Here is a 12,373-nt window from a genome sequence, read left to right on the forward strand (position 1 = left end):
TGTTCCTTTGTCCGGGGGGCCAGTACGGTCCCTCCGTGGCAACGTTTCGACTCCAGGGCAGCAAAGTGCTCGCCGTGACCATGACCGGCGACGCCGTGAAGGCGAAGAACGGCTCCATGGTGGCCTACGACGGCCAGATGGCGTTCAAGAAGATGAGCGGCGGCGGTGAGGGTCTGCGCGGCATGGTGACCCGGCGGCTGACCGGGGAGCAGATGGCGGTGATGGAGGTCCGCGGCCAGGGCACCTGCTGGTTCGCCGACCGGGCCTCCGAGATCAACCTGGTCCAGCTGCACGGCGACAAGCTGTACGTCGAGGCGAGCAATCTGCTCTGCACCGACGCCGGCCTGCGCACCGGCACCACCTTCACCGGACTGCGCGGCGGCGTGACGGGCAACGGCCTGTTCACCACGACCGTGGAGGGCACCGGGCAGGCCGCGATCATGTCGGACGGCCCGGCGGTGGTGCTGCGGGTGAGCCCGCAGTACCCGCTGTCCGTGGACCCCGGCGCGTACATCGCCCACCAGGGCAACCTCCAGCAGCACTTCCAGTCCGGTGTGACCTTCCGCACCTTCCTGGGCGAGGGCGGCGGCGAGGCGTTCCAGATCCGCTTCGAGGGCGACGGCCTGGTCTACGTCCAGCCGAGCGAGCGGAACACGATCGGGGGTGACGTCTGATGTCCTTCCGCGAGGTCAATTCGAAGATGGTCGAGGCGACGGTCGTCCCGGGGCAGCGGCTCTTCAGCCAGCGCGGTGCGATGCTCGCGTACCGCGGCGAGGTCAGTTTCACGCCGAACCTGACCGGCGGCCAGGGCGGTGTCATGTCGATGATCGGCCGCCGGGTGGCCGGTGAGGCGACGCCGCTGATGACGGTCGAGGGCAGCGGCACGGTGATGTTCGGGCACGGCGGACACCACGTCCACGTGATCCGGCTGACCGGCGACACCCTCTACGTGGAGGCCGACCGGCTGCTCGCCTTCGAGGGCACGCTGGAGCAGGGCACGATGTTCATGGGCTCGCAGGGCGGGGTCATGGGCATGGTGCGCGGCCAGGTCACCGGTCAGGGCCTGTTCACCACCACCCTGCGCGGTCACGGCGCGGTGGCGGTCATGGCGCACGGCGGCGTGATCGAGCTGCCGATCGCCCCGGGCCGCCCGGTGCACGTGGACCCGCAGGCGTACGTGGCCCACCACGGCGACGTGAACAACAAGCTGTCCGCCGCGCTCGGCTGGCGCGACATGGTGGGGCGCGGCTCGGGCGAGGCGTTCCAGCTGGAGCTGAGCGGGAGTGGCGCGGTGTACGTGCAGGCGTCGGAGGAGAAGCTGTGAGCACCCCTGTGATCCATGACCCGCAGTCCCTGCCGTCGGACGACAACGTCAACGCCTACACCTTCTGCGTCGAGCTCAAGGGATCGCCCTGGTTCCTGCAGAAGGGCAAGATGATCGCCTACTACGGGCGCATCGAGTTCAACGGCATCGGCCACGGCCGGCTCGACCGGCTGGTCCGTACGTCGTTCCACTCGCCGCTGCACGCGAGCGACTGGGTGGTGGCCGAGGGCAGCGGCAAGATGCTGCTCGCGGACCGGGCCTTCGACGTCAACTCGTACGACCTGGACGAGGGCAATCTGACGATCCGGTCCGGCAATCTGCTGGCCTACCAGCCCTCGCTCGCGCTGAAGCAGTCGATCGTGCCGGGCTTCGTGACGCTGATCGGCACGGGCAAGTTCGTGGCGGCGTCGAACGGGCCGGTGGTGTTCATGGAGCCGCCGCTCCGGGTCGATCCGCAGGCACTGGTCGGCTGGGCCGACTGCCCGTCCCCGTGCCACCACTACGACCACGGCTACCTGACGGGCGTGATGGGCGGCCTGCGGGCGCTCACCGGCATCGGCGGCTCGTCGGGCGAGGAGCACCAGTTCGAGTTCGTCGGGGCGGGTACCGTGTTGCTCCAGTCGACGGAGCTGATGATGCCGGACCGGGCGATCGGCGAGCCGGGTGGACAGCCGGGGGTTCCGGGCGGTCACGGTGTGCCCGGGGCGCATGGTTCCGGCCAGGGGCCCCTGGGCTCGGCACCGCGTCTTCCCGGCCAGCTCGGGGACCTGCAGCGGCGCTTCGGTCTGTGAGCGGTAGTCTGCGGAGCGTGACGCGTCGAACACACTCCCAGAATTCGTCAAGTATTCAACTTCTTAGGTAGAATCCATACATGGAGACCGAGACGGCCACCCCCTGGCTCACCGACGTCGAGCAGTGCGCCTGGCGCACCTATCTGGACGTCAACAGAATGCTGACGTACCAGCTGGAGAAGGACCTCCAGCCCTTCGGCCTGACGATGAACGACTACGAGATCCTGGTGAACCTCTCGGAGTCGGCGGAGCGGCGCCTGCGCATGAGCGACCTCGCGGCGGCGACCCTGCAGTCGAAGAGCCGGCTCTCCCACCAGATCACCCGCATGGAGAACGCCGGTCTGGTCCGGCGGGCGAACTGCGAGTCCGACCGGCGCGGGCTGTACGCGGTCCTCACCGACCAGGGCATGGAGACCATGCGGAAGGTCGCCCCGCACCACGTCGAGTCGGTGCGCAAGCACTTCATCGACCAGCTCAGCCCCGAGGCCCTCGGCGACCTGCACGAGTCGCTGAAGCCCATCGCGGAGCAGCTGCGCGGCCGCCGCGGGAAGCCGTAGCCGCGCACAGGCGTGACGAGGGCCCCGTCCGGGCGGACGGGGCCCTCGTCACGTCGGCGGCCCCTCCCCCCGCCGCCGCCATCCCTCCGTCACCCCTCCGTCATCCCTGCGGCCGCTTCCTGGCGCGCATGAGCCCGACGCGGAGCAGCAGGACGAGGCACGCGGCGATGAGCCCCCACCACTGGAAGCGCAGGGCGATCGACCACGCTGCGCCGGTCGGGACCAACCGGCAGTACTCCTCCGCGTCGAACCCCCAGTGCAGACAGCCGAAGTGGTCCCGGGACACCAGCAGCCCCACGTGCAGCGGCGGGCCGGCGAGCGCCGCCGCCAGGATGCCGTGCAGCGGGCTCAGCTCCCGCGCCCGGCCGCGCACCCGCCGCTCCACCACCAGGGCCAGGACCACCTGGACGAGCGCGGCGAGGACGAGCCCGTACAGGAAGTGGCTCCACAGCAGCAGCTCGGGCAGGAACAGGGCACTGAGCACGTGCACCGCCCAGCACAGCACCGCTCCCCCGCCGCCGACCCACGCGGCGGCCCGCAGCGCGGTCCCCGGCCCCGGCTCGGGCTCCGGCGGCCGCCACCGCGGCGGTACGGGGTCGAGCAGCCAGCGGCCGGGGTGCACGGTGCCGCCGGTGGCGGCCCGGCGGGCCGCGAGGCCGCCGAGCATCGGCACGAGCGCGACCGCCGCGAGCAGCGCCGTCATCGCCGCCGACGAGGGCGGCAGCAGGGCGAGCACCGCCGCCACCGGGAAGCGGAGGCCGTCCGGGAGTCCGGCGACGGGCCCGTTCCAGCCGAGCACCTCCGACCAGCCGCCGAGCTGGAGCAGATACGCGAACCAGACGGCGACCAGCAGGACCGTGCAGCCGACCAGCCCGGCGAGGACGGCGCCGGGCCGCCGGACCGCCATCGCGACCGGCACCCAGGAGCGGGCGGTCCCCGCGATCCAGCGGACGGCGAGATAGCCGCCGATGCCGAGGGTGAGCTGGGAGAGCAGCAGGGTCCACGGGGAGATCGCGATGACAGAGCCCGTCGTCAGGGCGTAGTAGTCGTCGCCTGCGCTACCGAGGGCGAGCCCCAGGCCGAGGAACCGCCCGGCCATGTCGGCCTGCCGCCAGCGCCCGCCCGTGAGGAAGGCGGCCAGCTCGGCCCGCCAGATCGCGAGCGCGAGACCGGCGCCCAGGACGAGCGCCAGCGGCAGCAGGGCGACCGCCCCGTAGCGGTCGACGCCGGGGATCTCCGACGTCAGTCCGATCACCGGCTCGTACGCGAAGCCGGCGGCCACCCCGAACGCGAGCGCGCTGCCGGGGCTGAACCCGAACAGCAGCCCGGGATCGTCGAGGGCGCGCAGCCGGGCGCGGGGGCCGGGATGGTTGGCGAACACGTCCTCGGGGTCGGTGGCCCCGGCCGGTGGCGGTGCCGGTTCGACCGGCGGGGCCGGCGGCGGTGCGGGCTCGACCGGCCGGTCGGTGGCCCCGGCCGGCGGCGGTGCCGGTTCGGCCGGCGGCGGTGCGGGCTCGGCCGGCGACGTCAGCCGCGGTGCCGGTTCGGTCGGCGGGGCTGGGGGCTCGGGCTTCCGTCGGCGGCGCCGGCGGGAGGGGCGGGCCTCCTGGGGCGGCCGGGCGGCGGCCGCGGCCGTGAGCACGGCCCGCAGCCCCTCGGCGCCGCCGGGCACGAGCGCGGCCCGGGCGTCGGCGTGCAGCTCCCTGCTGCGCAGCACGGACTTGCGGGCCAGTGGGACGACCATGCCGACGAGGAGGAGGTGGCCGGCGCTCAGCAGGTAGAAGAGCAGCGGCCCGGAGCCGGCCGGGTTCAGCCACGGGGTGAGCGGTGTGAGGAGGGCGGGCACCAACAGGCCGCGCAGATAGACGAACCAGGCGGCGTCCGTCACGAAGGCGATGTCGACGTCCCGGTTCCGCAGATGGGCCAGCTCGTGCAGGACGATCGCCCGGAAGGCGACGGGATCCCGCTCGTACAGCCGGAGCAGTCCGCGTCCCAGCACGATGTGGCGGCGGCCTCGCCGCCCGAACGCCAGTCCGGTGACACCGGGATCGAGCAGGTCGACGAGAAAGCCGACCGGCTCACGCACGCCGGAGAGCTCGCGCAGCCGGTCGAGCTCGCGTGCCGTCCCGGGCAGCGCGGCCACCGGGAACGGGCGCAGTCCGCGACGGCGGACCCGCAGCGCGGGCCGCACCCAGTACAGGGCGAGGACGGCGGCCCAGAACAGAGCCAGCGGCACCATGGTGACCAGCACGGACCGAAGCGGGGACACGGCCCCGCACACCCGGGCCCACTGGTCGGACTCCGGCGCGGGCCGCCCCGCCCGCACGTCGTCCAGGATCCCGAACAGACAGCTCCGCATGGCCTCGGGGTCGGCACCGTCCGGCACGACCAGCCAGCCGGTCCAGGCCACCCCGACCGTGGTCGCCGCCGCCGACATGGCCAGCACGAGCAGCCCGAACCGCAGGGTCGTCCCCGAGGTGACCGCGAACGGATCCGGCCGCACCCGGCCCGATAACGCGGACGCGTCCGTCACGACGCGCACCCCTCCCCGGCCCCGGGGTCCTCGGTGGTGCCGGGCGCGCCGGGATCGTCCCCGCCCTCCGCCGGAGCCGGGGACGGAGGCGTGCCGCCCTCGTCCGGGGACGGAGGCGTGCCGGTCGCGTCCGGCCGGGCCGGCGACGGCTCTTCGGACGGCGGGCGGACGGTCAGGGCGCCGACGATCGCGTCCGCGAGGAGGGCCGCGCGGTCGTCCGGGAGGCCGAGGGTGCGGGCGCGCGTGAGAGCGAGGGCGTGGATGCGTGCGAGGGCGGCGGGATCGAGCTCCGGAAGGGGCTCGGCGGGCTCCTCGGCCGGCGGGGCCGGGCGGCGGCGGAGGCGGGACAGCCAGGGGCGGGTGCGCTCGGCGACGGCTCGGCCCGCGTCCGTGCACAACTGGTGGGCGACCTCGGCGGAGACGGCGAGCGCCGCGCCGGTGACCAGGTCGACGGCCATCTCGATGCCCATGCCCAGCGGCTCGGTCCGGGGCGCGCCGGTACCGGCTCGTGCGGTGCGCCCGGCCGCGGGCCGGGCGAAGTACGCGGCGGCCGTCTCCTCGAAGAGGGCCAGCTCGTCCGGAGCCAGACGGGCCACCGCGGCCCGGGCGAGCACCGTCGTCCAGTGTTTCCTCCGGTCGCCCGTCCGCCTCGTCTCTTCCGGCTCCCCGTTCATGACACGAGCGTCGCAGGACACCCCCAGCCCGTCAACGGGTTCGCCGTCGACCAACAGGCGTACGGGCAGGGCCAGTTGAGGCTCAAGTCGAGGCACAAGGTCGAGGCATGAAAAGAGGCTCGGGCACGTACGTGCCCGAGCCCTCCCGTCTCGCCCGTCAGCGGCCCGTCAGGCTCGCGATCAGCTCGTCCGAGGCCGCGTACGGGTCGAGCTCACCGGCCGTGATCCGCTCCGCGAGCGCGTCGAGGCGCCGGTCGCCGTGCAGGTCGCCGATCCGCTCGCGCAGGGCCGTGATCGTGATCGTCTCGACCTCGCGGGCCGCCCGGGCCCGGCGGCGCTCCGCCAGGACCCCGTGCTCCTCCATCCAGGCCCGGTGCTTCTCCAGGGCCTCCACGACCTCGTCGACGCCCTCGCCGCGCGCCGCGACCGTCTTCACGATCGGCGGCCGCCAGTCACCGGGCCCGCGCGCCTCGCCGAGGCCCAGCATGTGGTTGAGCTCGCGGGCGGTGGCGTCGGCGCCGTCCCGGTCGGCCTTGTTGACCACGTACACGTCGCCGATCTCCAGGATGCCCGCCTTGGCGGCCTGGATGCCGTCGCCCATGCCCGGGGCGAGCAGGACGACCGAGGTGTCGGCCTGGGAGGCGATCTCCACCTCCGACTGGCCGACGCCGACGGTCTCCACCAGGACCACGTCGCAGCCGGCCGCGTCCAGGACCCGGATGGCCTGCGGGGCGGACCAGGCGAGGCCGCCGAGGTGGCCGCGGGTGGCCATGGAGCGGATGTAGACGCCCGGGTCGGAGGCGTGCTCCCCCATCCGCACCCGGTCACCGAGCAGCGCGCCGCCGCTGAACGGCGAGGACGGGTCGACGGCGAGCACGCCGACCCGCTTGCCCGCCTTGCGGTACGCGGAGACCAGCGCCGAGGTCGAGGTCGACTTGCCGACGCCGGGCGAGCCGGTCAGGCCCACCACGTAGGCGTTGCCCGTGAGCGGGGCGAGCGCCGCCATCACCTCGCGCAGCTGCGGGGACGCCCCCTCCACGAGCGAGATCAGTCGGGCCACGGCGCGCGGCCGGCCCTCCCGTGCCTGGTCGACCAGTGCGGGGACGTCCACCATGTGCGCTGCTCCTTGCAGTGACGGGTTACTTGCCGGGGACCTTGACGATCAGGGCGTCGCCCTGGCCGCCGCCGCCGCACAGGGCCGCCGCGCCCACGCCGCCGCCGCGGCGCCCCAGCTCCAGGGCCAGGTGCAGCACCAGGCGGGCGCCGGACATGCCGATCGGGTGGCCGAGCGCGATGGCGCCGCCGTTGACGTTCACCTTTTCAGGGGTGACGCCGAGGTCCTTCATTGACTGGTACGAGACCGCGGCGAACGCCTCGTTGATCTCGATCAGGTCGAGCTCCTCGACGCCGATGCCCTCCTTCTTGAGGGCGTGCAGGATCGCGTTGGACGGCTGCGACTGGAGCGAGTTGTCCGGGCCGGCCACGTTGCCGTGGGCGCCGATCTCGGCGATCCACTCCAGGCCCAGCTCCTCCGCCTTGGCCTTGCTCATCACGACCACGGCGGCGGCGCCGTCGGAGATCTGCGAGGCGGTGCCGGCGGTGATGGTGCCGTCCTTGGTGAAGGCCGGGCGGAGCTTGCCGAGGGACTCGACGGTGGTCTCGGCACGGATGCCCTCGTCCTGGGAGAAGACGACCGGCTCGCCCTTGCGCTGCGGGATCTCGACCGGGGTGATCTCGGCCTCGAAGACGCCGTTCTTCTGGGCGGCGGCGGCGCGCTGGTGCGACAGCGCGGCGAGCTCGTCCTGGACCTCGCGGCCGATGCCGAGGCGGGTGTTGTGCTTCTCGGTGGACTCGCCCATGGCGATGCCCTCGAAGGAGTCGGTGAGGCCGTCGTACGCCATGGCGTCGAGCATCTCGATGGCGCCGTACTTGAAGCCCTCGCGGGACTTCGGGAGCAGGTGCGGGGCGTTCGTCATGGACTCCTGGCCGCCCGCGACGACGATGTCGAACTCGCCCGCGCGGATCAGCTGGTCGGCGAGCGCGATGGCGTCGAGACCCGACAGACACACCTTGTTGATGGTGAGCGCGGGGACGTTCATCGGGATGCCGGCCTTGACGGCGGCCTGGCGGGCGGGGATCTGCCCGGCGCCCGCCTGGAGCACCTGGCCCATGATCACGTACTGCACCTGGTCACCGCCGATGCCGGCCCGGTCCAGGGCGGCCTTGATGGCGAAACCGCCGAGGTCGGCGCCCGAGAAGGACTTGAGCGAGCCCAGCAGGCGACCCATGGGCGTGCGGGCGCCCGCGACGATCACTGAGGTGGTACCGGTCGTTCCAGACATGAGGCGCAGCCCCTTGGGATGAGGAGTGAACGAGGGTTTACCGCCAATGTACTGAGCCGTGGCGCGCCGGGTCACCGGCCTGCCGGTGTGACGGCGCGCACGTTGCGTAACCATCCGGTCGGCGCTGCACTGGAGGCATGCTGACGCGTATCGACCACATCGGGATCGCCTGCCGGAACCTCGACGAGACCGTGGAGTTCTACCGGGCTACTTACGGCTTCGAGGTGTTCCACGAGGAGGTCAACGAGGAGCAGGGCGTCCGCGAGGCCATGCTCAAGATCAACGAGACCTCGGACGGCGGGGCCTCCTACCTCCAGCTCCTGGAGCCCACCCGGGAGGACTCCGCGGTGGGCAAGTGGCTCGCCAAGAACGGCGAGGGCGTGCACCACATCGCCTTCGGCACCGCCGACGTCGACGGGGACGCCGCGGCCATCCGCGACAAGGGCGTCCGGGTCCTCTACGACGAGCCGCGGATCGGCTCCATGGGCTCCCGGATCACCTTCCTCCACCCCAAGGACTGCCACGGTGTCCTGACGGAACTGGTCACTTCGGCAGAGCCGTCCGCTGACCACTCCTCAGCGGAGCACTGACCTCCGGATTCCCGGCCCGGTAGAGTGGGCGGCTCCGGGCCGGGGCCGGTCGGGGCTGCGTGCGCGCGGCACCGAAGTCGGGATGTCGGGGTCGTCCGATCTGCGCCGATTCCCCGGGGGCCCGTCCTCGGCCGTGAGGGCGTGTCGTTGGAGTGTTGCGACCAGGGGACGGATGGACCGCGCAGTGCGGGGCTACGAACGCCAGGAGAGCCACCGAGCTGAAGACGACCATCTCTCGCGCTTCGAAGCCGAGATGGAGCGGCTGAAGAAGGAGCGGGAGAAGGCCGTCCAGCACGCCGAGGACCTCGGTTACCAGGTCGAGGTCTTGCGTGCCAAGCTCCACGAGGCGCGCCGCACCATCGCGTCCCGGCCGGCCTACGACAGCGCGGACATCGGCTACCAGGCCGAACAGATGCTGCGCAACGCGCAGATGCAGGCCGAGCAGCTGCGCCAGGACGCCGAGCGCGAGCTGCGCGAGGCCCGCGCCCAGACGCAGCGCATCCTCCAGGAGCACGCCGAGCAGCAGGCCCGCCTGCAGGCCGAGCTGCACACCGAGGCCGTGACGCGCCGCCAGCAGCTCGACCAGGAGCTGAACGAGCGCCGCCAGACGGTCGAGTCGCACGTCAACGAGAACGTGGCGTGGGCCGAGCAGCTGCGCGCCCGCACCGAGTCCCAGGCCCGCCGCCTGATGGAGGAGTCGCGCGCCGAGGCAGAGGCCTCGCTCGCCGCCGCCCGCGCCGAGGCCGCCCGGATCACCGAGGAGACCCGCCGCCGGGTCGGTGCCGACGCGGAGGCCGCCCGGGCCGAGGCCGAAGCGATTCTGCTGCGCGCCCGCAAGGACGCCGAGCGGCTCCTGAACACCGCGGCCGGCCAGGCGCAGGAGGCCACCAGCCACGCCGAGCAGCTGCGTTCGAGCACCGCGGCCGAGACCGAGCAGGCCCGCCGCGAGGCCGCCGAGCTGTCCCGCGCGGCCGAGCTCCGCGTCCAGGAGGCCGAGGAGCGGCTGCGCGAGGCCCGCGCGGAGGCCGAGCGGACCCTGGCCGAGGCCAAGGACGCCGCGGCCCGGCAGATCGCCGGCGCCGAGACCGCCAACGAGCAGCGCACCCGTACCGCGAAGGCGGAGATCGCCCGGCTGGTCGGCGAGGCCACCAAGGAGGCCGAGGCACTCAAGGAGCAGGCCGAGGAGCAGCTCCGGGAGGCCACCGCCGCCGCCGAGAAGATGGTCTCGGAGGCCGGCGAGAAGGCCCGTACGGCCGCCGCGGAGGACTCCGCCGCCGCGCTCGCCAGGGCCGCCCGGCAGGCCGAGGAGATCCTCACCAAGGCGTCCGAGGACGCCCAGGAGACCACCCGCAAGGCCGCCGAGGAGGCGGAGCGGCTGCGCCGCGACGCCGAGGCGGAGGCCGACCGGCTGCGGCACACCGCCGAGGAGCAGGCCGACGAGCTGCTCGGTTCGGCGAAGGACGACACCAAGGAGTACCGCGCCAAGACGGTCGAGCTGCAGGAGGAGGCCCGCCGGCTGCGCGGCGAGGCCGAGCAGCTGCGCGCCGAGGCGATCGCCGAGGGCGAGCGGATCCGCGGCGAGGCCCGCCGCGAGGCCGTGGGCCAGATCGAGGAGGCGGCGAAGACCGCCGAGGAGCTGCTCACCAAGGCCCGCAGGGACGCCGACGAGCTGCGCGCGAGCGCGGGCGCCGAGAGCGAGCGGGTGCGCGGCGAGGCGATGGAGCGCGCCCAGACGCTGCGGACCCAGGCCGAGGAGACTCTGGAGCGCACCCGCGCCGAGGCCGAGCGGATGCGCGCCGAGGCCGAGGAGCAGGCCGAGTCCGTCAAGGAGGCGGCGGAGGCCGCCGCCGCGGCGCTGCGCGAGGACGCCGAGCGGGCCGCCGCGGCCCGGCAGGCGGAGGCCGCCGACGAGCTGGCCCGGCTGCACACCGAGGCCGAGACGAAGCTGGCGTCGGCCGGCCAGGAGCTGACCGACGCGCGCGCCGAGGGCGAGCGGATCCGGCGCGAGGCCGCCGAGGAGACCGAGCGGCAGCGCACCGAGGCCGCCGAGCGGATCCGTACGCTGCAGGCGCAGGCGGAGACCGAGGCCGAGCGGCTGCGCGCGGAGGCCGCCGCGGACGCGTCCACCACCCGTACGGAGGCGGAGACCGCGGCGACCGCGCTGCGCGAGTCCGCCGAGACCGAGGCCGAGCGGCTGAAGTCCGAGGCGCAGGAGACCGCGGACCGGCTGCGCGCCGAGGCCGCGGCCGCCGCCGAGCGGGTCGCCGCGGAGGCCGCGGAGGCCCTCGCCGCCGCCCAGGAGGAGGCCAACCGGCGGCGCCGGGAGGCCGAGGAGACGCTGGACTCGGCCCGTTCCGAGGCCGGCCGCGAGCGCGAACTGGCCCGCGAACGGAGCGAGGAGCTGCTCGCCTCCGCCCGCAAGCGGGTCGAGGACGCCCAGACCGAGGCGCACCGCCTGGTCGAGGAGGCGGAGGCCCGCGCGACCGAGCTGGTCACGACGGCCGAGACGACCGCGCAGGAGGTACGGGACTCGGTCTCGGGCCTGCGCGAGACGGCCGAGGAGGAGATCGCCGGCCTGCGCAGCGCGGCCGAGCACGCCGCCGAGCGCACCCGCACCGAGGCGCAGGAGGAGGCGGACCGGGTCCGCGCCGACGCCTACGAGGAGCGGGAGCGGGCCACCGAGGACGCCAACCGCACGCGCGAGCGCGCCCGGGCGGAGTCCGAGGCGGCTAAGGCGCTGGCGGAGCGGACGGTCACGGAGGCGCTCGCCGAGGCGGAGCAGCTGCGTTCGGAGACCGCCGCCGAGGTGGAGAAGCTCCGCTCGGACACCGTCGCGGAGACGGAGAAGCTCCGCTCGGACACCGCCGAGTACGCGCAGCGGGTACGGACCGAGGTCACCGACGCGCTGGCCTCGGCCGAGCAGGACGCGGCCCGCACCCGGGCGGACGCCCGCGAGGACGCCAACCGGATCCGCTCCGAGGCGGCCGCGGCAGGCGAGAAGGTCGTCGGCGAGGCCCGTGCGGAGGCCGAGCGCATCGCCGAGGAGGCCGAGCAGGTCCTCGACGAGGCGCGCAAGGCCGCCGACAAGCGGCGTGCCGACGCGGCCGAGCAGGCGGACGCGCTGATCGGCGAGGCGGCGGCGGAGGCCGAGCGCATCGCCGAGGAGGCGGCGCGGCTCCTCGCGGAGGCCGAGCAGGTCAAGGCCGACGGCGAAGCGGAGGCCGAGGCCCTGCGCGCCGCCGCGCGCGCCGACGGCGAGAAGGTCCTCGACGAGGCACGCAAGGCCGCCGACAAGCGCCGCGCCGACGCCGCCGAACAGGCCGACACCCTCATCACCGAAGCCACCGCCGAAGCCGAACGGCTCACCACGGAAGCGGCCGAACTCGTCACCGAGGCCGAGCAGGTCAAGGCCGACGGCGAAGCCGAGGCCGAAGCCCTGCGCGCCGCCGCACGCGCCGACGCCGAACAGGTCCTCGACGAGGCACGCAAGGCCGCCGACAAGCGCCGCGCCGACGCCGCCGAACAGGCCGACACCCTCATCACCGAAGCCACCGCCGAAGCC

The 12,373-nt window shown here is 74.0% G+C and carries 10 protein-coding genes; 6 read left to right on the plus strand and 4 right to left on the minus strand.

From position 1 onward, the window contains the following. The first annotated feature begins 35 nt into the window (after nucleotides 1–35). The 4 genes from ACWEJX_RS16710 to ACWEJX_RS16725 all read left to right on the plus strand — a co-directional run bounded on the left by ACWEJX_RS16710 (nucleotide 36) and on the right by ACWEJX_RS16725 (nucleotide 2,672). The gene (locus ACWEJX_RS16710) at nucleotides 36–674 is read left to right on the plus strand and encodes an AIM24 family protein (protein ID WP_451608175.1); all 639 of its coding nucleotides are present in this window, start codon (nucleotides 36–38) and stop codon (nucleotides 672–674) included. After that, entirely contained in the window at nucleotides 674–1,324 is a 651-nt protein-coding gene (locus ACWEJX_RS16715) for an AIM24 family protein (RefSeq protein WP_451608176.1), read from the plus strand. The genes ACWEJX_RS16710 and ACWEJX_RS16715 overlap by 1 nt, the downstream gene beginning before the upstream one ends. Then, the gene (locus ACWEJX_RS16720) at nucleotides 1,321–2,115 is read left to right on the plus strand and encodes an AIM24 family protein (protein WP_451608177.1); all 795 of its coding nucleotides are present in this window, start codon (nucleotides 1,321–1,323) and stop codon (nucleotides 2,113–2,115) included. The genes ACWEJX_RS16715 and ACWEJX_RS16720 overlap by 4 nt, the downstream gene beginning before the upstream one ends. 80 nt (nucleotides 2,116–2,195) lie before the next feature. After that, nucleotides 2,196–2,672 (plus strand): MarR family winged helix-turn-helix transcriptional regulator, encoded by a 477-nt coding sequence (locus ACWEJX_RS16725; RefSeq protein ID WP_451608178.1) that lies wholly within the window; start codon nucleotides 2,196–2,198, stop codon nucleotides 2,670–2,672. A 100-nt stretch (nucleotides 2,673–2,772) separates the two neighbouring features. On the opposite strand, the gene ACWEJX_RS16730 is transcribed toward ACWEJX_RS16725, so the two are convergent. The 4 genes from ACWEJX_RS16730 to ACWEJX_RS16745 all read right to left on the minus strand — a co-directional run bounded on the left by ACWEJX_RS16730 (nucleotide 2,773) and on the right by ACWEJX_RS16745 (nucleotide 8,221). Continuing rightward, the gene (locus tag ACWEJX_RS16730; RefSeq protein ID WP_451608179.1) at nucleotides 2,773–5,205 is read right to left on the minus strand and encodes a M48 family metalloprotease; all 2,433 of its coding nucleotides are present in this window, start codon (nucleotides 5,203–5,205) and stop codon (nucleotides 2,773–2,775) included. Further along, on the minus strand, nucleotides 5,202–5,879 hold the full coding sequence (locus ACWEJX_RS16735; protein WP_451608180.1) for a hypothetical protein: 678 nt from the start codon (nucleotides 5,877–5,879) through the stop codon (nucleotides 5,202–5,204). The genes ACWEJX_RS16730 and ACWEJX_RS16735 overlap by 4 nt, the downstream gene beginning before the upstream one ends. Before the next feature lie 157 nt (nucleotides 5,880–6,036). Continuing rightward, nucleotides 6,037–6,993 carry a methylmalonyl Co-A mutase-associated GTPase MeaB gene (meaB, locus tag ACWEJX_RS16740; RefSeq protein WP_451608181.1) on the minus strand — a complete coding sequence of 319 codons (957 nt, stop codon included), beginning with the start codon at nucleotides 6,991–6,993 and terminating at the stop codon, nucleotides 6,037–6,039. A 25-nt stretch (nucleotides 6,994–7,018) separates the two neighbouring features. Further along, the gene (locus ACWEJX_RS16745; protein ID WP_451608182.1) at nucleotides 7,019–8,221 is read right to left on the minus strand and encodes an acetyl-CoA C-acetyltransferase; all 1,203 of its coding nucleotides are present in this window, start codon (nucleotides 8,219–8,221) and stop codon (nucleotides 7,019–7,021) included. A gap of 137 nt (nucleotides 8,222–8,358) precedes the next feature. Here ACWEJX_RS16745 and mce point away from each other — a divergent pair, with 137 nt between their 5' ends. Beyond that, a complete protein-coding gene (gene mce, locus ACWEJX_RS16750) occupies nucleotides 8,359–8,811 on the plus strand; it encodes a methylmalonyl-CoA epimerase (RefSeq protein WP_403791999.1) in 453 nt (150 codons plus the stop codon). 184 nt (nucleotides 8,812–8,995) lie between these two features. Further along, nucleotides 8,996–12,373: polarized growth protein Scy (scy, locus tag ACWEJX_RS16755; protein WP_451608191.1), on the plus strand; the 3,378-nt coding region annotated here is incomplete at its 3' end.

This window comes from Streptomyces sp. NPDC004788 (assembly GCF_053601115.1).

What these genes read in the sequence shown, in the direction of transcription:
- ACWEJX_RS16715 (WP_451608176.1), top strand. Translation starts at nt 674, where the DNA reads ATGTCCTTCCGCGAGGTCAATTCGAAGATGGTCGAGGCGACGGTCGTC.
- ACWEJX_RS16725 (WP_451608178.1), top strand. Translation starts at nt 2,196, where the DNA reads ATGGAGACCGAGACGGCCACCCCCTGGCTCACCGACGTCGAGCAGTGC.
- ACWEJX_RS16735 (WP_451608180.1), bottom strand. Translation starts at nt 5,879, where the DNA reads ATGAACGGGGAGCCGGAAGAGACGAGGCGGACGGGCGACCGGAGGAAA.
- meaB (WP_451608181.1), bottom strand. Translation starts at nt 6,993, where the DNA reads ATGGTGGACGTCCCCGCACTGGTCGACCAGGCACGGGAGGGCCGGCCG.
- ACWEJX_RS16745 (WP_451608182.1), bottom strand. Translation starts at nt 8,221, where the DNA reads ATGTCTGGAACGACCGGTACCACCTCAGTGATCGTCGCGGGCGCCCGC.
- mce (WP_403791999.1), top strand. Translation starts at nt 8,359, where the DNA reads ATGCTGACGCGTATCGACCACATCGGGATCGCCTGCCGGAACCTCGAC.